Here is a 21,980-nt window from a genome sequence, read left to right on the forward strand (position 1 = left end):
CCCCTTTATGATATATGTCATAAAACTAACCAGTATTTTCCCTTTTTGTAATTCTATACTAAATAATACTACGATTAATAGCTTTCATGGTACTCTATTTTCACTCTAAACGTACAAAAAAGCTCCTAAACATTAGGAGCTTTTTCTAGAAGTTAGTCACGATTTCTTCTTTTTTGGAAATTCCCTTTACGGTTTCTTCCACCTTGATTACGTCCATCCTGACTTCTTCCACCATTACCTTGATTTCGTTTACCATAATAACGTTTATTATTGGAACGTGACTTACCTTGCTGCGCTTTCTTCACGCTAATAGGAGCAACAGAAGAAATTTGAACTGGAACATCTCTTCTCGTTTTTGTTAGCATTTTAAGCGCTGCAGCAACAATTGTAACTGAATCATGTTCTTCCAGTAGGTCATTGGCTGTTTGATGATATGCATCAAGTTCATTTTTTTCAATAGTTGCTAATATCTTCTCAACGGTAATTTGTTGTTGTCCAATACGAGCCTCTTTATTGGTTGGAGGAACCATACGTTTCATTTTACTCTTCGTAACTTTCTCAATGAGACGTAAGTGTGCCATTTCTCTAGGAGTAATAAATGAAATTGCTTCACCTGTACGACCAGCACGACCTGTACGCCCAATACGGTGTACATAACTTTCAGGGTCTTGTGGAATATCAAAGTTGTATACATGGGTAACACCAGAAATGTCAAGTCCACGAGCGGCAACGTCTGTAGCAACCAGTACATCTACACGTCCATTTTTGAATTTATTTAAAACAGACATACGTTTTCCTTGTGTTAAGTCTCCATGAATTCCTTCTGAACGAAATCCTCTTGCTTGAAGTCCCTCAGTAATCTCATCTACACGTTTTTTGGTTCTACTAAACACAATAGCCAACTCTGGATTTTGCATGTCTAGTAAATTCGTAAGTGTATCAAATTTATATTTCTCAGGAATTTCTACAAATTGTTGGTCAATATTCTCAACCGTCATCTCTTTCGCTTTAACCTTAACCTCTTTAGGTGAATTCATGAGGTTTGTTGCTATATCACGAATTTCCTTTGGCATCGTAGCTGAGAACAATAATGTTTGTCTCTCAGATGGAACTTGTTTTAGAATTTCACGAATATCGTCAATGAATCCCATGTTTAACATTTCATCCGCTTCATCTAAAACAACCGTATTGACAATATCTGCACGAATTGTTCTTCTTCTAAAATGATCTAATAATCTTCCTGGAGTTGCAACGACGATTTGTGGACCGTCTTTCAATGAACGGATTTGTCGATCCATCGGTGCTCCACCATACACAGGAAGAACTCGTACACCTTTAAACCTACCTAGTCTGTTTAATTCTTCTGCAACTTGAATTGCCAATTCTCTCGTTGGTGCAACCACAAGTCCTTGTACTTTTCTTGCAGATGTATCCACTTTCTCCAACATCGGAATACCAAACGCGGCAGTTTTTCCTGTTCCTGTTTGTGCTTGACCAATAACATCATGACCTGCTAATGCTAAAGGGATTGTTTCTGATTGAATTGGTGTTGCTTCTTCAAAACCCATTTTTTCTAACGATTTCATAATTGGGCTTGAAATATTTAATTCATTAAATGTTGTCACGCTTTTACTTCTCCTTTGTGCTAAAATTTATATTTTGTATTAGCGCTTGAACTTGCCGTGATGCCTATACCGAGAAAACATCACCCTATTATCATATCTTATCCATTATATAAAATCTTACATGTTCCTTATAAGTTTTTGAACATTTCCTTAGATAATGTTAATGAAATTCCCCATTACAAGATAAGGTAAAGAGACCGAAACATACTAAAATACACACTCATAGTGGCGAAACATGCACTATTTTAGATTAACCAAATTACTGTTCCAGCCTGTCTGATTCCAACTTAAAAGCACTTTACTTTTAAGAGGCTATAAAGTCTGTCATATCAGACGATAAGCACCGTGGCAAATTAAACCGTTATTTTATGATAACATAGGTAGAATAGTACAAGCTAGTTGCAAATGATTTTTACCAATAAACATGGTAAAATAGGTAATTGAAAATTTGACACAAAAAATTGAACTAGTAGGAGGATACGAGAATGAGATTACCTCCATTCAATCCTTATATGGCAGTAGTAATAGGGGTTATCGCTGTTTCTACATCGGCAGTACTTGTAAAGTTAGCAGAGAATGCTCCTGCTGCAATTATTGCCAATTACCGATTACTAATAGCTGTTTTATTAATGACTCCCATTATGATATGGAAATATCGTCACGAGTTTAGATTAATCACAAAGAAAGACTGGTTACTATCAAGTCTTGCTGGGATTTTTCTGGCTTTTCATTTTATTCTCTGGTTTGAATCACTAAATTATACTTCTGTGGCTAGTTCTGTTGTATTAGTTACCTTGCAACCTATATTTGCTTTTTTAGGAACGTATTTATTCTTCCAGGAACGATTTACTGCTGGTGCCATTATTAGTATGATAATCGCTCTATTAGGAAGTGTGATTATTAGTTGGGGAGATTTCCAAATCAGTGGAATGGCATTATTTGGTGATATTCTAGCATTCATCGGTGCAATTGCCATCACTGTATACTTCCTGTTTGGTCAAAATGCACGTCGTCGTCTTTCTTTGATGACTTATACCTATGTAGTTTATGGAGTTAGTTCCATTACATTAGTTCTTTATAATATTGTTTTACAAAATCCATTTTTCGGTTATTCTGCGGATCATTGGTTAATATTTTTAGCATTAGCTATTTTCCCAACTTTCTTTGGCCACACCTTATTTAACTGGGCATTAAAATGGTTGAGCACTTCTACTATTAGTATGGCCATCGTGTTCGAGCCTATCGGAGCGTCAGTTCTCGCGTATTTCATATTAGGTGAGAAAATCACCTGGTCTCAGTGGTTAGGTGGAACCATTGTCATATTCGGGTTATTCCTCTTCATTATGAGCACTACTAAGAAGTCCAATGTTACAATTCATAAAAAGAGTCAATAAGATGTAACTATATTAAATTTCTAATAATCGTTATAATAACAATAACTACTGTAGAAAAAGGTGATTCGATGACAATACAGTTAATGACTGATGGCGGGGCAGATATCCCAAAGGAATTGTTAGCAGCTACTGATATTAACGTGATTCCGTTATATTTAAATTTCAAAGACCAGCAGTATAAGAGTGGGGTTGAACTCGATCTAGAGAAGTTCTATAAAAAAATTGAAGAAACGAAGGAATTACCTCGGTCGGCTGCACCTAGCCCAAATGACTTTTATGAGGGATACAAACAGGTTGAAGCAGATAAACCAATAATCATGATAAGCTTATCTGGTGGATTAAGCAGTACATACGAAAATGCAGTAGCAGCGAGAGATATGATTCTCGAAGAAGAGCCACACCGAAAAATTGAAGTAATTAATACCAAGACAGCTTCTTGCGGACAAGCATTACTGCTATTTGAAGCATATGAGATGATTCAGAAAGGAAATTCCTTCGAAAAGATTGTGGAACATCTTCATCATATGGTTAAACAAACGGCTACACTTTTCGTCCTACAAACATTAGAAAATCTTGTTCTAGGTGGCAGAATTGATAAATTAAAGGGAACATTGGCTAAAACATTGAATATCAAATTACTCATGAAGGCAAGCGAAGAAGGAACTATAGAAGTAACGGAAAAAGTTCGAGGAGAGAAAAAATCCATTCGTCGTTTTGTTGACCAACTTGGGGAATACGCAAAAACATTTGAGGATAAAGTTTTAGTGATGACGCATTGTAACGCGAAAGAAAGAGCTAAGTCCGTACTTGCGGAAATAAAAGCAAAATATAATTTTAAAGAAACGTACGTAACGGAAACTGGTCCCCTTATTTCTACCTATGGTGGTGAAGGTGCCTTAGTAATCTCTTTCTTTAAGGATTAATCACCATAACAAAACCAACGCATTCGCAGCATTTGACCACGAATGCGTTGGTTTTTCCATATACCTATATAAAATCTGCTGAAACTTCTTTTACCTCTGGTGCTTTTTCTAGAAACTCATGTACCATTCGATTTAATGTATCCTTATCATTTCCTAAACAAATTAAATGTCTTGACCGCTCAAAAAAGACAACTTCTTTCTTTTTTGCTGGAATTTCTTTATCTAAATAATAAGCAGTCTTATAAGGAACCATACTATCCATCTGTCCTTGTGCGATTAATACAGGCGCTTCAACATCCTTTAATGATTTCCTTGTTAAGCGAACTAATTTCAAAAACTCCAGATTAGCCTTCAATGGTACACTACCTAATTTACGTTTATAGTGGCGATAGATTTTATTTTGCCCTAGCTTCCCAGTTAAACCATCCTTAATAACTTCAAAAGTATCGACACTAATTTGTTTAAATGATAAGTATTTTCCAGCGGTAGCCAAAAGTACAAGCTTATCCACCTTATATTTTGCAGCTAGATATGCTGCGATCATTCCACCCATCGAAAAACCAATCACATAAATAACATCAAAATCTTCCTTTAACTGTTTGAGTGAAACTTCAGCCGCTTCAATCCAGCTTTTATAATCGACATCTTCTAGTGCAAGTTTTCTCCCATGACCAGGTAATGTTGGGACTGAAATATGCCAATCTGTTTGTTCCTTTAAATACTCTGTGAGTGGTTCTAATTCATGAGGACCACCGGTAAACCCATGGATAATTAGACAACCTATCATGAATTATTCTCCTTTATGAAAAATCTAGTTGACCCTGAGCTTGTAGTTTACTTTTGCCCTATAGTTGGCTAAATCATACAGATATCTCATATTCTTTGTCCCTGTATCAATAAAGCAGATTCACCGAAATGTTTTCATAAAGTCACCAAATTGTTTAATAATCGGTGATACTTGGTGGTAGGTATTGGCTATTTGACTAACCGTCGTTAGCACTTTATCCAAATTCAATTGAGTATTTTGACCCTGAATTTGTGATGTCATACCTTGTTGGGCTTGTTGATAATCACCTTGAGTTTCATTATTCGTATACCAATCTTGTGGTTGCTTTGGTTTTGCAAATGCCTCAAAGGGGGTTTGGGGTTGCTGGTAGTAATTTTGCTGTGGTTGATAATATGGTGAGGGATGGAAAGGTTGTTGCATTTGCCCACTATAGTATGGATAATTTTGACGATTATGATATGGAGGATGCCCAAATTGTCTCATCATGACACACCCTTTCCCTTTTACCTTTTTATTTTTATAGTATGCAAGGATAGGAATTGTGTGTTTGAACCTAAAAGGAAGAAAGCACGAGATTCGCTACTCGTGCTTCTTATCCTTTAGTAACCCTTTTTTTGATACATATAGTATAAAATGATGATTATTGATAGAAGGGAATAGTATGGATTAAGATAGAACAAGATAATGAAACCCAAACTCCCAAAAGAAACGAAATCCTTTATCGCAAATTCACCAAGTTTCTTATCTAATTGAAGGGCCATATTGTCCAATTTAGTTTCTACATTAAGTAAAAACACACTTACTACTAAACCAATTAATCCAATACTCCACCAAGAATAATGAATGATAGCATATATGATAATTGGAATCATAATCGGAACAAACCCAACATATATCCATCGTGTAATCGTATGACGATACCCTACTACATCCCATGGTAAAATCTGAACAATCCCCGAAACAAAACGTTCTCTATATATACTTGTTACAAAGCTAGTGTAAACATGTACACTAATCGCGATTCCTATAAATGTCACCAATTCACTAATAAATGCAAATATAATAATGGCACTAAATAAACCGGCTATTACTTGTAAAATATATTCAACATTCTCCCTAAACAATTGTAACCATAACCGTTTATGGATCGAATGATGATGATATTGAAACGGTTTTCTTCTTGATGCTCTATTTTGAAACATGTTATATCTTCTCTGTCTCTTAAATTTTACCTTTATTGCTTTTGATACTAGTGGCATATTCCAAACCAAATAATCATTAACCTCTGTAACTCTTCCCCAATGAACATTATCAAATAAACTTCTTCCAAAATAGATATTCGCGACTAGAACTCCTATTATCGTGACCGTACCAATTATTTGGTTGCTATCTGTTAATTCTCCGATCATAGACAAACTGACTATAAGTACGAGATAACTTACCTTCACGAATAGATGAGACTGAAATAGCTTCCACTGCGGTATAGTCATGAACAATTCTACACACCAAAATAACAGGAAATAACTACATACTAACAACCAATTAATTGGCGTAATCATAATAACTACCATGCTAACCAGTAAATATTGAAGCAATAGCTTTATCCACTTTTCCAGTGCAATATAGAGAGCAATTTTCTTAATAGAATGTGGCAGCATTGCTAATTGGTATTCTGAACTAGTGATGAGCACGCCTGGATGTCGAAAAGCCTGAAACACATAACGTATTGGAACAATTGATAATATAAGCCAAAAGCGTTCTGCTAATAGCTTCTCAATAAAGATAAATTCATCCTCAAACACTTTTAAATAATCATTAAAAATAAAGATACTTGCAAATACATACGCACCTAAGATAACCAAGTAAAAAGCGGTTGTTTTATCCATAGACATTTGCCATAATTGTTTTTTTACCGCTCGTTTCTTTTTGGCCCTATTTCGTTTTAAAAACAAGTATGACTTTAAGGTAGAAGGATATGTCATACTTCGTCACTTCTCCTTTTAATCGTATCAAAGTCTGAGATTGCCCCATGATGTAGAAGTTTGCCGTCTTGTAACATAATAAATTGGTCTGCAATTCCTTTAACCCGTTCTAATTGGTGGGTTGTTAGTAAAATACTTGTTCCTCTTTCTATTTTTTCCTTCATCATCTCTTCAAAGTAATCCACTGCATATATATCCAATCCCATAAAAGGCTCGTCAATTAGCAATAGCGGAACATCCGGAATCATAGCACAAATCGTTTGCACCTTTTGACGCATTCCCTTAGAGAGTGACTCTGGAAACTCATTTAGTTTCCCTTGAAGTTCAAATCCTTCAACATAGCGTTCTATCCGGTTGATTAATTCAGATTCCTCTACTTGATAGCTTTTTCCATAAAGTTGAAAATGCTGCATTGCAGTTAACTCCGACATAAGCATAGGCTCTTCTGGAATAAACGCAATCCTTCTTTTATATTCCAGAAAATCATTATCCTGGTCGAATGATTGTTGAATTATGATTTCTCCAGCCGTCTTCTCTTGAATGCCCATTATAGTCTTCATTAATGTTGATTTACCAGCACCATTATGGCCAACTAAAGCAGTAACCTTCCCCGCATTTAAGGTGAACGAAACTTCATCTAATAGTTTAGTAGTTTTTACGTCGACCTCTAAGTTTTTCACATCTAATATTTTCAAAATAATCACCATCCATGAAGTATTACGAGATAACATAAGATTAAGTTTCAGATAGTATAATGTGCCATACTATTGCAATTAGAAACACTATTAATATACATCAAACTTTGTCTATTTATAATAATAAGCATGTAAAATAGGTGTAAATTGAGCAAAAAAGTCTAGCTTTTTTGTTCAATTTATTATTTAATTAAGTAGTGAGTTTAAATAATTTTTTAAATTTTAGGAGGGTCACAATGAAGAAACTTTATAGTCTAGTGCTTATTCTAGGATTAGCACTTGTACTGGCAGCATGTGGAAGTTCTGATGATAAGAAAAATAATGCATCAGACGGATCGTCAAATGGAGATTCAAGTGAAGGAATGATCCCAGAAACATTAGTTATTGGATTTGTTCCATCTCAAGATTCTGATACGATTGCGGATACTGTAGAACCATTAGCTAATCGCTTAGGTGAAGAACTAGATATCGAGGTAAAAAGTCAAGTAATGACAGATTACAACGCACTAGTTGAAGCAATGGGGGCTAACCAAGTACATATTGGTTTTATCCCAGCATTTGGATATGTACTAGCTAACGAGCAATATGGAGTTGAAGTAATCTTAAAATCAATCCGTAATGGTTCAGGTACATATAAAGCTCAATACCTAGTACGTTCTGATTCAGGTATTGAAAGCCTTAAAGACTTAGAAGGTAAAGTTTGGGCATATGGTGACCAAGGTTCAACATCAGGATATTTATTCCCTGCAAACCAACTTATGGAAGAGTTTGATATTGCTACGGCTGCTGAGTTAGAAACAGAGTTCTTTAGTGAAACTATCAGTGCTGGTGGACATGATAATGCTGCTCTTCAAGTTTATGAAGGGGATGCTGATGTAGCAACTACTTTTGATGATGTTCGTACAGAGTTAGAAGAAGATTATCCAGACATCATGGATAAACTAACTGTATTAACATATACAGATGAAATTCCAAATGATACTATTTCGGTAACAAAAGAACTGGATAAAGAATTCGTCCAAAAGATCAAAGACGTCTTCCTATCATTCAATGATGATAAAGAAATGATTGAAATCATGAACGAAGTATACAACTGGGATGCTATTGATGAAGCAGAAGATGCTGAATATCAAGTAGTTAAGGATACTTATGCTAAGTTCAAAGATACAGTTGGTCTAGACTAAGAATTAGTTTAATAGCAAATAAAAGGGAAGGTTACTTAACTTCCCTTTTATTATGTAAGAAATATGTTAGAATTAATCGAAAAATGGTACAATAGGAAAAACTATGCCTTTAATGGGGGATTTGTAATGATAGAATTTAAGAATGTAGGCCTTGTCTATCCAAATGGAACAGAAGGTTTAAAGAACATCAATGTAAAAATAAACGACGGGGAATTCGTTGTTATTGTTGGGTTGTCGGGCGCTGGTAAGTCTACGTTCATCCGTAGTATTAATCGATTGGTAACACCTACTTCTGGATCTCTTCAAGTAGATGGCGAAGATATATTAAAATATAAAGGCAAAAATCTTCGCAAGCTCCGTACTAAAGTCGGTATGATTTTCCAAAACTATAATCTAGTAAAACGTTCTAACGTATTCAAGAATGTACTAGCAGGTAGATTAGGTCACACCGGCACACTACGTTCGATTTTTAATCTTTATTCCAAAGAAGATAAAGCACTAGCATATAATAATCTTAAGCGAGTCAATATCGATGAAAAAATCTATAATCGTGCAGATGAACTAAGTGGTGGCCAACAACAACGTGTTAGTATTGCTCGCGTATTAACGCAAAAACCAAATTATATATTAGCCGATGAGCCTGTTGCTTCACTTGATCCACCAACTTCTCATCAGGTAATGACTTATCTTAGAAAGATAAATAAAGAAGATAACATAACCACTATTGTAAACTTACACTTCATTGACATGGCGATGGAGTATGCAGATCGAATTATTGGTATGCGCGCAGGTGAGGTTGTATTTGACGGACCTGTTTCTGAAGTTACCGAAAAGACTTTTGAAGAAATTTATGGCCGGGCTATTCGTGAAGATGACTTGCGTGGGGGGGCAGAGGAATAGTGACAAAAAATAATTCTCTTACACAAAAGTCAATACCTCTATATCCGGCCAAGACCAAAATGCAAGTTACTATTATTTTTCTTGTTATCCTAGGATTCTATCTATTTAGTATGATCCGAACACAGGAAGATATGGTTGGTGGAATCTCCGGGGCTTTAGGAAATATGTATGTGGTAATTGAAAAGTTCTTCCCACCCAACTTTACGATTCTTTCAGCAATTTGGGATTCAATGCTAGAAACAATTAAAATGGCTATTATTGCAACAACGATTGCAGCAATTATTACCGTTCCATTAGCAGTTCTATCTGCCCAAAATATTACAACCTTTAAGCCATTATATTATTTAACAAGAACATTTTTAAACTTATTACGTACGATTCCAGATTTAGTACTTGCGGTAATTTTTGTAGGTCTATTCGGTGTCGGGGTATTTCCAGGTATCTTAGCATTAACTGTTTTCTCTTTAGGTATTTTAGCAAAACTAATTAGTGAGACGATTGAATCAGTGGATATGAATCCATTAGAAGCCATGCGTGCTTCTGGCGGAAACGTATTTCAGGTTATTTGGTATTCTTTAGTTCCACAGGTTGCACCACAATTTACATCTCTAGTACTGTACGTGTTTGAAATAAATGTACGTGCTTCTGTTGTATTAGGTATGGTTGGTGCTGGTGGAATTGGACTAGTTTTAAATCAACAAATTAAATTCTATAACTATCCAAATGCCATGACCATTATCATTGTGATTTTCGTTACTGTACTGATTATCGAATACATTAGTAACAAGCTAAGGGAGGCATTGCTATAATGGAAAATCTTCAATTACCTCCAAAACCCGAAAAGTCATTGTTTAAAAAAACCAGAGCATTAATTATTTTATTATTAGTGCTAGCCTTATATGTATGGACGTTTGTAACTATCGATATCGATTGGGGTCGGGCTATCGAACGGTCGATTAACAACTTCCACAGAGTAATTCCGAAGTTATTTAGTCCTGACTGGGCTGCGGCCGGTGAAGTTGGAGAGGCAATGTTAGAAACAATATTTATTGCTTTTGCAGGTTCCCTGATGGCAGCCATTCTAGCTGTGCCACTTGCTTTCCTAGCAGCTCAAAATATGATGGGTGGAAAAGTTACCTCTACTATCGGTAAATGGATTCTATCTGCGATACGTGCGTTTCCAGACTTAATTCTAGCCATCTTATTCGTAGTAGCTGTTGGACCGAACGCATTTGCCGGGGTATTAGCTATCGCAATTGGTTCAACTGGTATGCTTGGAAAGATGTTCTCAGAGATCATCGAATCCATTGATATGGAAGTTGTGCAAGCGATGGAAGCGAATGGTGCTAACAAGATCCAAATCTTGTTCTATGGTGTTATTCCACAAATCACACCAGAATTCCTATCGTATGCCATTTATCGTTTTGAAGTAGATATTCGTGCATCTTCCATTTTAGGTATTGTTGGAGCTGGTGGTATCGGTACTATGATTATATTCGCGTCTAGTAACCGTAACTGGAACGAGATGGGAATGATCTTATTCGGTATCATTATCGTAGTAACGGTTATCGACTTCGCTTCTGCAAGAATTAGACGTAAAATAGTATAAATTTTATTATCGGAAACGAGATTGAAGATGGATCATTCTTTAATTTCGTTTCTTTCGTTGGTAGATAGGAAAGTATATAAATCTTTCTCGCCCGCATAAGAAAACTATCTCTTCTAAGAAAGGATGTACTACTAATTTGGTGAATACAAGTACCTTAAAAATTATTTACACAAGCGATGTACATGGCAATGCCATGCCAATTACCTACGGAACAAACAAACATAGCGATTTAGGACTAGCAAAATATGCCACAATCGTAAAAAAGATTCGTGAGCAATATGAAAATGTTCTAGTATTAGACAATGGAGATTTAATTCAAGGAACTCCCCTAATGACTCATTATGTTAAAGCTCATTCGGATAAGGAAAATCCGATGATTGGTATCATGAATCGGATTGGAATCGATGCAGGGGTGATCGGTAATCATGAATTTAACTTTGGTAAAGAGATACTAGCCGATGCAATTAGTGAATCCACCTATCCATGGTTATCAGCTAATCTAGTCAATGAGCAAGGTGATCCTTATTTTGGAAAGCCTTATATCATGAAAACCTTACCTAATGGGGTACGTGTCGCTGTTGTTGGTGTTACAACACACTATATACCAAACTGGGAATCTCCCGGGAATATTGAAGGAATTCACTTTAAAGATGCATTAATGACGTTGCAGTATTGGGTGGACCATATTAGAAAAGAAGAAAAACCAGATTTACTGATTGCTTCCTATCATGGTGGTTTAGAGAGAGATATGGAAACTGGAGAACCTACAGAATCCCTAACAGGAGAGAATCAAGGTTATGCTATGTGCCTTGAGATTGAAGGAATTGACGTCTTACTAACTGGTCATCAACACCGGGTGCTTACTGGAACAGTTAACGGTGTTTTAGTTGCACAACCAGGAAACAATGGAATCATGTACGGAGATATTGATATCCAATTCGAACAGAAAGAGAGTAAATGGGTCATAAAGGAGAAAGAAGCAGCGATATACCCCGTCGGTGATGTACCAGCCGATAAGGAGATTCTTCAGTATATGGAGGAACTCGAAAATTCCACCCAAAACTGGTTAGACCAGCCTATCGGTTATATTGATGGTGATATGAGGATTAGTGACCCTTTTCAAGCAAGAGTATCCAAGCATCCATTTGTTCAATTCATACAACAGGTACAGATGGAGGCAAGTGGAGCAAACATCTCGGTAACTGCCCTCCTAAATAATGAAGCAAAAGGGTTTAATCAAACCATAACCATGCGAGATGTTGTATCGAACTATATTTATCCTAACACGCTTGTAGTCTTAGAACTCAGCGGCATGGATATTAAACAGGCATTAGAAAAAACAGCCGAATATTTTGTTTTAGACGATCAAAATAACATAAGTGTTAATCCTACTTATATTACTCCTAAAGCCCAACATTATAATTACGATATGTGGGAAGGTATCAATTATACCATCGATGTAGCAAAACCTATAGGGGAACGGATAATGCATGTCTCCTTCCAAGGAGAAGCATTAAACGATCATGAAACGTACCATGTCGTCATGAACAATTACCGTGCAACAGGTGGAGGCAATTATCATATGTTTCGAAATAAACCTGTCGTAAAAGAGATTCAAAAAGATATGGTTGAATTAATTCATGCTTATTTTGAAAAGCATAAGACCGTCAAGGCTGAAGTTATTCCAAACTTCCATATTAGAGGAGTATGACAGAAAGGAGCTACCACTTATATGGTAGCTCCTTTCTCTATTCCATATTAATCGTCATCATTGTCATCGTCTTGGTCATCATCATAATCGTCATCGTCATCGTCATCGTCATCATCATTATTTATAGGATTGTTAGTGGACGGTTTATTGGTTGCTGGCTTTTCTGTATTCGTGTTCGTTTTCGGCTTTGAGATATCACTATCAATGGAGATGGAAATGATTTCACCAGTATAAGCATCGATATCCAACTCAGCCTCTCCTGTTGAGCTCTTAATCTCGATTTCATAAATATATCGGTCATCATCTTCATCAAGCTCTAATTCTTTAATTTTTCCATCAAATTCAGCAAGTGCAATTTTCTTGGCTTCTTCAGTACTTATTACAACCCGTGATCTGCTGTTATTACTATTTGTTTGTTTAGTGTTATTTTCTTGTTCTTTCTTTGAATCATCTGTAGTTGTAGAATCGTCTTTAATACTCTCACTAGACTTTTCTTGTTCTTTTTCTTTAATAGCTAAATCAGTTGTATCTTGTTTTGCTTTATATGTTTTCTTTTCCTCTAACCTTAATATTTCTCCGGTATTACCATCTAGTTCAATTTCATATTCCGTACCACCGTTTTCTACTTCTACCTCATAAATCACTTTATTAAATCCCTTATCAATGTCAATCTCCGTTATCGTTCCTGGATATTGTGCACTAACAAGTTCTTTTATCTCATCCCTATTTAACTTCGGTTCTGCTTGCGCTGCATTTGATTGATAAATTCCCAAGCCTAAAACAGATGCAATTGCTACACTGGATACTGTAATTAACACTTTTTTATTCATTTTCATGTTTTATTTCCTCCTCGTTCTTGTTGTCTTTATCATATACCCCAAGAATGAAAGCACTGTGAGAGAAAGATTAGAATTTGATGAGAAAAGAAATAGAATCTAATCATATATTGGTAATCTTACAGTAAAGGTCGATCCCTCACCAAGTTTACTCTCCACAGTAATTGTTCCCCCGTGAATATTTACAATCGTCTTTGCGATAGCTAGACCAAGTCCAGTTCCTCCTGTATTTCTACTCCGTGCCTTATCCATTCGATAAAACCTCTCAAAAACGCGATCCTGCTCTTCGTCAGGTATACCTGCTCCATGATCTGCAACCGATATTGCAACCTGTTCATCGACACGCTTAATTGACACTTTTACTTTATCATCACTATATTTCAGTGCATTATCGATGAGAATATAAAATACTTGCTTTAACTGGTCTTGATTACCATGTACTTGAAGTTGCTTCTCTTCATCTAAAAACTCAATTTCACGTCCATACGCACCTTTAAAAACTTCTACAGTCTCTCCTAATAACTCATTTAGCACTATTCGCTCAGCACTATGAATTTCCTTATTTTTAGCTAATGCTAACATCTGTTCTACCAACTTCTGCATACGATTTGCCTCTGAAGTAATCGCTTCTAGTGATTCTTCTATTAATTCTGGATTTTCTTTTCCCCTTCGCTCTAATAGCTGGGCATAGCTTTTGATAATAGAAATTGGTGTTTTAAGTTCATGAGATGCATCAGAAACAAAGATTTCCTGCATTTCATAGTTTTCCTTTAATGAATCAATCATCTCGTTAAAGGTTTTTTCCATTTCATAAAGTTCATCCTTTGAACGATTGTTTAACTCAATCTTTTGCCATTTTGTAAATTTCATATTTTCTCTCATCGTACTTATGAGCGTTTTTATTGGCCTCAGAAGAAATCTAGCTAGTATATTTCCTGCAATAATAATTGGGATAATAATAATAATCGAAGCTACGATTAATACATAGAATAGATTTCTCATATTCTCTTCCAAGCCCACTAATTGCTTGGATATTTGAAGAGTGACAATCTCACCAGTACTCCAAATCAATGGCCTTGATACAGTTGCGAAACGATCACCTTGATAAGTTATTACCTGTCGTATTTCCTTATTAGAATATTTTCCAGGAAAATTTAGATAATCTATACCAGGCTTCGAAGATACTAAAGGATCCCCATTTTCAGGAAAGACCCGAATCATTCCATCTGGGGGTAGGAATGCCTCCAATAGTTCTTTAGCAGGTATTTCCTGATTTTTATTCATCGTTTGGATTATTGTCGTAGTTTGTTCCGTTAACTCGTTTAACTCACTATCGACGGAATTCCGATAAAACAGCAAATAAATAGAAGCGTTGATAAGTAAAACAAGCAAAAGCATAAATAAACTAGTAAATAACTGTATTTTGGTCCGTAATTTCATATTACTGTTCCTTTATGGAATAGCCAACACCTCGTACTGTCTGAATGTAGGCAGTTGGATATCCCTTATCAATTTTCTGACGCAAATATCGCACATAAACATCTACTACATTCGTCTCCCCATAATAATCATAGCCCCAAACCTGTTCAATTAGCTGATCACGTGTCAGGACAATATTCTTATTCTTCAAGAGACAAACAAGTAAATCGAATTCCCTTGGTGTTAATTCAACCCTTTTTCCATCCCGATATACTTCATGCGCACCTAAATCCACTGATAAATCCCCTACAGAAAGTATATCCTTTTTTACTTTTCGTTCTACTGGTTTTCTTAAATGTACACGAACTCGTGCAAGCAGCTCCTCGATTTGAAAGGGCTTCGTAACATAGTCGTTGGCCCCAATATCAAGTCCACTTACTTTATCATGAACGGCATCTCTTGCTGTAAGCAGTATAATCGGTGTACTTTCATCTGTACGTCTAATCCTTCTTAGTACTTCTAATCCACTAAGCTCTGGAATCATAATATCAAGTAACACGAGATCCCATTCCTTCTCTTCAATTAAACGGAGAGCATCCTTTCCGTTATCAGCAATATGAGTACGATAATTTTCATACTCTAGTTCTAATTGTAAGACCCTACTTAGTTTTTCTTCATCTTCTACAATTAAGATGATTGGCTGTTCCATTTTTTCACCCACTTATGATTCCTTTTTCATTTACTATATCAAAGAAATATTAAAAATTGATGAGAAATAAAGATGAAATAATTGCTTTTCAAGTGAATTAGATAAATAATGAAAACAATATATTTTAATATTATTTTTATGGTACTTTTTAGTCATGGGAGGTATTGACATGCTTGCACTCGATCATATAGTTATTGCCGGAAAGAATGCGGAAGAAGATAGCATTTCTTATAATAAGCGATTTGCCGTAAAAGCTGTCAAAGGAGGAGAGCATGCGGATTGGGGAACCTATAATTACCTCGCGTATTTTTCAAATCAAGCTTATATCGAATGGCTCGGTGTTCAACACCATGAAATAGCGAGAAAAAGCGACAACCCTCTCATTAAACATCTTGTATACATGCTCGAACATGAGAAAACCGGCCCTTTTCAATTTGCGCTCCGTACAGATCAAATGGATGATTATATCGAACACTTTCATCATAATAATATTCCATATGACGGTCCTTTTTCTGGTGAAAGAATGAAACCAGACGGCACATTATTATCCTGGAGAATGCTTTTTCCCAAGTATGAGATAGGGAAAGAAATCTTGCCATTTCTCATTGAATGGAATAATCCTCTTGGTGGTCCATTTATACAAAGCCTTGCTAATCCACGATTAATATCCAAAGTGAATATTGGTGGAGTAGAAAAAGCTAGATTTATGAAAATTTACCAGCTAAAAAACAAGAAGATCTTAACGAATCATTTTACATTACAAAACACCAAGTTAGTGTTTCAAAACAATACTAATCTTTCCTTTGACTTAACTTAGAGTAAGGAAAGGTATATAAAAATCCGAACTATATCAATCGCTGATGATAATAGTTCGGATTTTTGATTCATTAACCCTTATCCTAATTGTTGATGTAAAAACTCTGTTACGGATTCCGGAGTCTTTGTATAGGCACTATGTTGATGAGCTAGCTTTTCTCCGTTTTGAAAAATAAGTACACTTGGAATTCCCATAACTTCATACTTTTCAGCAATGCCTTTTAACTCGTCCGTATTCACTTCATACCATTCATAGTTCTTAAATTCTTCTAGTATTCCATCAATAAACATATCCATTCGTTTACAGTCTGGACACCAATCCGCAAAGAACTTTATAATTACTGGCTTTTCACTTTGAATTACCTCATTAAACTTTTCCATTGATTGTATATATTCCATCGATATCTCTCCTTTACACCACTATTGTACGCATTAAACAAACGTTTGTCTTATAGTTTGCTTATTGTTTATACTCTACTCTCCCCAATATATAAGCTACAAAAATTCCTACTGCAAAAGCCACTACACTTATCATCCAAAGATTACTCGTTTCAGGCCAGCCAGGAAAAATAACAAAAATAGATCCCAACACTAATCCGATAATAAGAGAAAATGTCATATTTCGATAGTTTTGCAAAAAGTAGTTAATAATTTTACTCATTGTTATTATCCCAAGAAATATTCCAATGCCAACTACAGCAATAATATCTAGCTGTAAATTACTAATCGCACTGATGACTGTTGCATATACACCTATGACAAGTAATATAAACGAACCACTAATACCAGGGAGTATCATTGCCGCACTTGCAATAAATCCAGAGAAAAACAATATTACGTATGTGGAAAAGGTAACTTCCTCTATTACGACATTTTCACTTTCATGAAGAAACATCATAGATGCAACTATTATCGCACCTATAATTAAAACAATATAATGCTTTGTTTGGAAGTTAATCCTTGCCTCTGCTTGATTAAAAAGATAAGGAAGTATCCCAACAATTAAGCCTAAGAAAAAGAATTGAGTTGGCCCTGGGTAATGCTCAAATAACCACTCAATCAGCCTACTTAACAGAAGGATTGCTAATCCTACACCTAATCCGAGTGGAATTAAAAATGCTAAATGCTTTTTCCAATCTTTACTAAATATCCCATTGATGGCAGCAATAAGTCGATCGTATATCCCTAATAATACCGCAATCGTCCCACCACTCACACCTGGTATTACGTCACTCGCGCCCATGATCAGGCCACGATAAATATTTTTCCATTCCATTACTTTTTCTCCTTTATACAGACCTATCTTTATCTTACCAAAATTTAGTTGCATTTTATAGAAAAATCGTATAATTAAGGTAGCTACTTTGCATCGCAAGGTAGCCTATCGTAAGTATCTTGTTATACAAGGTAGGTGTTTGACATGTCGTTAAGAAGCCAGCTGTTAAAAGGAGTACTGGAAGGGTGTATTCTATCCATCATTGACCAACAACCAACCTATGGGTACGAACTTTCCATACGATTACAGGAGTTTGGATTATCGGATGTAAGTGAAGGTTCCATCTATCCACTGTTGTTAAGACTGCAAAAGGAAAAGTTAATTGAAGGTACGATGCAAAAATCAGAATTAGGCCCAAAGCGAAAATATTATCATCTAACAGCACATGGTAAAGAATCTTTAAAAGAGTTTATGATTCAATGGGAAAACATTAAACGGCCCGTTGAAAAAATCTTACAAAAAGGGGGAGAAACAAATGAACTCTAAGGATATTATTAAGCTAAATAATGAAATGCGTAAAGAACTTACAGAAGAGAATGAAGCCATTTACGGAGATATGTTGGTTTACATTCGGTTAAATGCTAAAAAATCAGAGCAACAAACAGAAGAAGTACTATTAGAGCTATTAGAGCATCTACTACAAGCACAAAAGGAAGGTAAATCTGCAAAAGATGTATTCGGGAGCGATTTAAAACAATACTGTGAAGAGGTTATAAAGGAAATACCAGGCGAGAAGAAGTCACAAACTCTTCTATTTGGTACCTATCTAATCTTTCAAATGATTGGTCTAGTAGCTACCGTTTTCGGTGTAGTTAATTATGGGATATACCATTTGTTTGAAATTGGCTATGAGCAATTCACGTTTACACTCGGCAAAGGTATCGTTGTTACCATACTTGGTCTAGTTTTACTATTTATTTTTGTCGCTATTGTCCTAAAATGGATGAAGAGTTCAACATTTAAGCAAAAAAAGCCAAATAAATGGGTTGAGTTTTTACAAATTTGGTTAATTTGTACCGCTTATATCGCACTTACCATCTTCATGCCATTCCTTATACCAGATTTTGGTGTTGCCATTCATATACCTAATATCTTTATCATGCTAATTGGGATATTATTTATCCTCTTAGCCATAATTTTAAACAAACGTTATAGAATTACAAAATAAAAGAATGAGGCTGGGATAAAAGTGATATAAACTAATTAGAATCTGAACAATACAATAGATAGTGGAAAAACCGCACCGGAAATATACTTCGCGTTCCGCGGGCGGCTGGTGAGCCTCCTCGTGCTAGCGCACTGTGGGGTCTCACCTATGCCTTTCCTCCCGCAGGAGTCTCCGTATATTACCGGTGCTTAATTAAGTTATTGTTCGCTTTTAATTTCGTCTAAATATGGTCCGCCCTAGTCTCATTCTTCATCCTCTATAAACTTCAATTCCGGGAGCCACATGGACATATGGGCTTTAATTTCCTCGTACCGCTCCTTGGCATTTGGTAACTCTTCATTCGTTAACTGGTACATAGGAATAATCTCATAGTCACGCCAATTTTGATATCTCACATAGGTAGGGAGAAATTCCGGAGAATGTACTTCTACGGTTGTTTCTCCTCCTTCTATTGTTTTACGGACATAGAACTTAAACATACCACCGACTTGGCGATAAAATTCATCCTGCCCGGAAAGGAAGTTCCCTAACGAGTAGATAACTAATGTCTGATTACCATTCTCACCATAAACCCATTCCACTGGTTGTAATACATGGGGGTGATGACCAAGAACAACATCCGCGCCTTCATCCGCAACAAATTGTACTAAGTCTTTTTGATCTTGGTTAGGCAACCGTTCATATTCATTTCCAAAATGAAGACCGAGTACGACTATGTCAGCTAAATCCTTTGCTTCTTTAATCTCAGAAGCAATCATTTCTCGATCAATTAAATTAACAAGGTAATCCTTTCCTTCAGGTACTGGAATCCCATTCGTTCCATAGGTATAAGATAAAATAGCTACAGATATCCCTTCATTTGTTTCCACTACTCGAATACGATCACGATCCTGAGAATCTTTATATGCTCCAGAATAGGTCATATCGATTGTTTCCCAATGCTCTATCGCCCGTTGGATAGCCTCTTCTCCTTTATCCAACGTGTGATTATTTGCTAATGTAACTACGTTTACACCAGCCCATTTTAAAACGTCACCAACCTCTGTAGGACTATTAAATCTAGGATAAGAGGATAACCCAATCTCCTCTCCACCAATCATAGTTTCTTGGTTTGCAATGGAAATAGTGGCGTTACTTAAGTAAGGTTTTACACGCTCCAACATTGGTTTAAAGTCATAACCGTTCTCTACCTTTGCATCATTATAAACACTATTATGAATAAGCATATCTCCAATAGCGGCAATAGATATTTCTTGTTTCACTTCAATTGGTTCTTTTGGTTCCTTTTCTATAATTTCCTTTTTCGGGTGGGACCCCGCAGTTCGATTATCAGCCTTACCATTTTTGTCTATATCTCCACCACAGGAAACTAATAGGAAACTTAAAAACATAACTACAATGATTCCTAATGCATTATCCCTAATCATCGCAAACGGCCTCTCATACTTTTTTACTAATTATATCACATATTAAGGAAATAATTTCCTATTATTTCAAGTTATCTACAAAATTCCATATGCTTGTCTACATCATTAGTCTTAATATGACATTAAACGAGTGTTTGCATTCATGATAAGCCACTAATAGTTAAAAAATTAGAGAAAAAGTCGTTAATTGCTAATGTATAATATTCCTATGAAAGATAGGAATATTATACATTAAGACAACCGCACTATCTTTGCGGTTGTTTTAAATAGACTATACAATTCTTTCAATAATCGTGGCATTTGCCATGCCCATCCCTTCGCAAATGGCTAATAATCCGTATCGGCCATTTATTCGCTCCAGTTCATAAAGTAGAGAAGTCATAAGCTTTGTTCCTGTGGCGCCTAAAGGGTGTCCTAAAGCAATCGCTCCACCATTAACATTAAGCTTCTCTGGGTCTGCTCCTATCTCTTCCAACCATGCCATTGGTACAGGTGCGAAAGCCTCGTTCACCTCATATCTATCCATATCAGTAATAGATAATCCCGAAAGTTCTAAGACTCGTTGTGTTGCTGGGATTGGCCCTGTCAACATAAGTGTTGGATCTGAACCAACAACCGTTCTTGCTACAATTCTAGCTCTTGGCTTTAACCCTAATTCTTTTGCCTTCTCCCCAGACATCAATAATACAGCACTTGCGCCATCACTCATCTGGCTAGCATTTCCCGCCGTAATAACCCCTTCCTCTTGAAAAACGGACTTTAGATTCGACAATGCTTCCATGGACGTGTCTTTTCTTGGGCCTTCGTCAACTTGAAATGTATATTGGTTGCCTTCTTTATCCTCTACTTCAATCGGAAGTATTTCGGCTTTGAAATTGCCTTTCTCAATCGCGCCCAAAGCCTTCTGGTGACTCAACAGGGAATATTCATCAAGTTGTTCTCTCGTAAAACCCCACTTCTCCGCGATTTTTTCTGAGGATACCCCTTGATTAACTATCAAGTATTTTTTACGTAACTTTTCACTTGGTTTTATGTCCTTCATATTGGAAAACATTGGCGCTCGTGTCATGCTTTCTACTCCACCTGCGATGACGATATCCATGTCACCTGCTGCAATAGCTTGTGCAGCAAAATGCATTGCTTGCTGACTTGAGCCACACTGTCGATCAATTGTTACACCAGGAACATGGATGGGGAAACCAGCAATAAGTGCTGCTGTTCGTGCAATATTACCACCTTGTTCATTGACCTGTGTTACACATCCTAAGATAACATCCTCCACATTCTGTTTCGGAACACTCGTCCGTTTCATTAAGGCATCTAATACTATTGCAGCAAGATCATCGGGACGCACATTCGCTAATGCACCACCTTTTCGTCCTACAGCCGTTCGTATACCGTCCACAATTACTACCTCTCGCATACTTACACCTCCAAAGTCTTCATTCACATTATAGGTTATAAATTCAAACAATTCTATATATTATATCACCGAAAAAATTTAAGTTAAAATGAAACT

General features: G+C 36.1%; 22 protein-coding genes. 10 read left to right on the forward strand and 12 right to left on the reverse strand.

Annotation, left to right across the window (positions count from 1 at the left end):
* Window positions 1-152: 152 nt before the first annotated feature.
* The gene (gene cshA, locus G5W_RS0115655; protein ID WP_010098118.1) at window positions 153-1,625 is read right to left on the reverse strand and encodes a degradosome RNA helicase CshA; all 1,473 of its coding nucleotides are present in this window, start codon (window positions 1,623-1,625) and stop codon (window positions 153-155) included.
* 485 nt (window positions 1,626-2,110) lie between these two features.
* Here cshA and G5W_RS0115660 point away from each other — a divergent pair, with 485 nt between their 5' ends.
* Complete coding sequence (locus G5W_RS0115660) at window positions 2,111-3,019, forward strand: DMT family transporter (protein ID WP_010098119.1); 909 nt, start codon at window positions 2,111-2,113, stop codon at window positions 3,017-3,019.
* 68 nt (window positions 3,020-3,087) lie between these two features.
* Window positions 3,088-3,942: a DegV family protein gene (locus G5W_RS0115665; RefSeq protein ID WP_010098120.1), complete on the forward strand. Its 855-nt coding sequence runs from the start codon at window positions 3,088-3,090 to the stop codon at window positions 3,940-3,942.
* Between the two features lie 64 nt (window positions 3,943-4,006).
* Here the strand turns inward: G5W_RS0115665 and G5W_RS0115670 are convergent, their stop codons facing one another.
* From G5W_RS0115670 to G5W_RS0115685, 4 genes are all read right to left on the reverse strand, one after another.
* Complete coding sequence (locus tag G5W_RS0115670) at window positions 4,007-4,729, reverse strand: alpha/beta hydrolase (protein WP_010098121.1); 723 nt, start codon at window positions 4,727-4,729, stop codon at window positions 4,007-4,009.
* 120 nt (window positions 4,730-4,849) lie between these two features.
* Window positions 4,850-5,212: a YppG family protein gene (locus G5W_RS21375; protein ID WP_050801690.1), complete on the reverse strand. Its 363-nt coding sequence runs from the start codon at window positions 5,210-5,212 to the stop codon at window positions 4,850-4,852.
* 116 nt (window positions 5,213-5,328) lie between these two features.
* On the reverse strand, window positions 5,329-6,711 hold the full coding sequence (locus G5W_RS0115680; RefSeq protein WP_010098124.1) for a hypothetical protein: 1,383 nt from the start codon (window positions 6,709-6,711) through the stop codon (window positions 5,329-5,331).
* On the reverse strand, window positions 6,708-7,406 hold the full coding sequence (locus G5W_RS0115685) for an ABC transporter ATP-binding protein (RefSeq protein ID WP_010098125.1): 699 nt from the start codon (window positions 7,404-7,406) through the stop codon (window positions 6,708-6,710). Before G5W_RS0115685 ends, G5W_RS0115680 begins: the two co-directional genes overlap by 4 nt.
* Before the next feature lie 236 nt (window positions 7,407-7,642).
* On the opposite strand from G5W_RS0115685, the gene phnD reads away from it, so the two are divergent.
* The 5 genes from phnD (at window position 7,643) to G5W_RS0115710 (ending at window position 12,810) form a co-directional block, all read left to right on the forward strand.
* Window positions 7,643-8,590, forward strand: a complete 948-nt coding sequence (gene phnD, locus G5W_RS0115690) for a phosphate/phosphite/phosphonate ABC transporter substrate-binding protein (protein ID WP_010098126.1) — start codon at window positions 7,643-7,645, stop codon at window positions 8,588-8,590.
* A gap of 126 nt (window positions 8,591-8,716) precedes the next feature.
* Window positions 8,717-9,490: a phosphonate ABC transporter ATP-binding protein gene (gene phnC, locus G5W_RS0115695; RefSeq protein WP_010098127.1), complete on the forward strand. Its 774-nt coding sequence runs from the start codon at window positions 8,717-8,719 to the stop codon at window positions 9,488-9,490.
* Window positions 9,490-10,299 carry a phosphonate ABC transporter, permease protein PhnE gene (gene phnE / locus G5W_RS0115700; protein ID WP_010098128.1) on the forward strand — a complete coding sequence of 270 codons (810 nt, stop codon included), beginning with the start codon at window positions 9,490-9,492 and terminating at the stop codon, window positions 10,297-10,299. The genes phnC and phnE (G5W_RS0115700) overlap by 1 nt, the downstream gene beginning before the upstream one ends.
* Window positions 10,299-11,099: a phosphonate ABC transporter, permease protein PhnE gene (gene phnE / locus G5W_RS0115705; RefSeq protein ID WP_010098129.1), complete on the forward strand. Its 801-nt coding sequence runs from the start codon at window positions 10,299-10,301 to the stop codon at window positions 11,097-11,099. The genes phnE (G5W_RS0115700) and phnE (G5W_RS0115705) overlap by 1 nt, the downstream gene beginning before the upstream one ends.
* Window positions 11,100-11,235: 136 nt before the next feature.
* The gene (locus G5W_RS0115710) at window positions 11,236-12,810 is read left to right on the forward strand and encodes a bifunctional metallophosphatase/5'-nucleotidase (RefSeq protein WP_010098130.1); all 1,575 of its coding nucleotides are present in this window, start codon (window positions 11,236-11,238) and stop codon (window positions 12,808-12,810) included.
* 47 nt (window positions 12,811-12,857) lie between these two features.
* Here G5W_RS0115710 and G5W_RS0115715 read toward each other — a convergent pair whose 3' ends face one another.
* From G5W_RS0115715 to G5W_RS0115725, 3 genes are all read right to left on the reverse strand, one after another.
* Window positions 12,858-13,646 (reverse strand): PepSY domain-containing protein, encoded by a 789-nt coding sequence (locus G5W_RS0115715; RefSeq protein ID WP_010098131.1) that lies wholly within the window; start codon window positions 13,644-13,646, stop codon window positions 12,858-12,860.
* Between the two features lie 99 nt (window positions 13,647-13,745).
* Entirely contained in the window at window positions 13,746-15,086 is a 1,341-nt protein-coding gene (locus G5W_RS0115720) for a HAMP domain-containing sensor histidine kinase (RefSeq protein WP_010098133.1), read from the reverse strand.
* 1 nt (window position 15,087) lies between these two features.
* The gene (locus G5W_RS0115725; protein WP_010098135.1) at window positions 15,088-15,774 is read right to left on the reverse strand and encodes a response regulator transcription factor; all 687 of its coding nucleotides are present in this window, start codon (window positions 15,772-15,774) and stop codon (window positions 15,088-15,090) included.
* Between the two features lie 169 nt (window positions 15,775-15,943).
* Here G5W_RS0115725 and G5W_RS21380 point away from each other — a divergent pair, with 169 nt between their 5' ends.
* Entirely contained in the window at window positions 15,944-16,591 is a 648-nt protein-coding gene (locus G5W_RS21380; RefSeq protein ID WP_010098137.1) for a VOC family protein, read from the forward strand.
* Between the two features lie 77 nt (window positions 16,592-16,668).
* On the opposite strand, the gene G5W_RS0115735 is transcribed toward G5W_RS21380, so the two are convergent.
* Both G5W_RS0115735 and G5W_RS0115740 read right to left on the reverse strand, forming a co-directional pair.
* Window positions 16,669-16,989 (reverse strand): thioredoxin family protein, encoded by a 321-nt coding sequence (locus G5W_RS0115735; protein WP_010098138.1) that lies wholly within the window; start codon window positions 16,987-16,989, stop codon window positions 16,669-16,671.
* A gap of 61 nt (window positions 16,990-17,050) precedes the next feature.
* Window positions 17,051-17,866, reverse strand: coding sequence for a DUF368 domain-containing protein (locus tag G5W_RS0115740; protein ID WP_010098140.1), 816 nt, complete (start codon window positions 17,864-17,866; stop codon window positions 17,051-17,053).
* 144 nt (window positions 17,867-18,010) lie between these two features.
* Between G5W_RS0115740 and G5W_RS0115745 the strand changes: the two genes are divergently transcribed.
* Window positions 18,011-18,352 (forward strand): PadR family transcriptional regulator, encoded by a 342-nt coding sequence (locus G5W_RS0115745; RefSeq protein WP_010098142.1) that lies wholly within the window; start codon window positions 18,011-18,013, stop codon window positions 18,350-18,352.
* Window positions 18,342-19,034 (forward strand): DUF1129 family protein, encoded by a 693-nt coding sequence (locus G5W_RS0115750; RefSeq protein WP_010098144.1) that lies wholly within the window; start codon window positions 18,342-18,344, stop codon window positions 19,032-19,034. Before G5W_RS0115745 ends, G5W_RS0115750 begins: the two co-directional genes overlap by 11 nt.
* A gap of 242 nt (window positions 19,035-19,276) precedes the next feature.
* Here G5W_RS0115750 and G5W_RS0115755 read toward each other — a convergent pair whose 3' ends face one another.
* Both G5W_RS0115755 and G5W_RS0115760 read right to left on the reverse strand, forming a co-directional pair.
* Window positions 19,277-20,461, reverse strand: a complete 1,185-nt coding sequence (locus tag G5W_RS0115755) for a CapA family protein (protein ID WP_010098146.1) — start codon at window positions 20,459-20,461, stop codon at window positions 19,277-19,279.
* A gap of 271 nt (window positions 20,462-20,732) precedes the next feature.
* Window positions 20,733-21,884, reverse strand: a complete 1,152-nt coding sequence (locus G5W_RS0115760) for a thiolase family protein (RefSeq protein ID WP_010098148.1) — start codon at window positions 21,882-21,884, stop codon at window positions 20,733-20,735.
* Between the last annotated feature and the right edge of the window lie 96 nt (window positions 21,885-21,980).

Origin of the sequence: Ornithinibacillus scapharcae TW25 (genome assembly GCF_000190475.1) — a bacterium.
Lineage (GTDB): Bacteria > Bacillota > Bacilli > Bacillales > Amphibacillaceae > Ornithinibacillus > Ornithinibacillus scapharcae.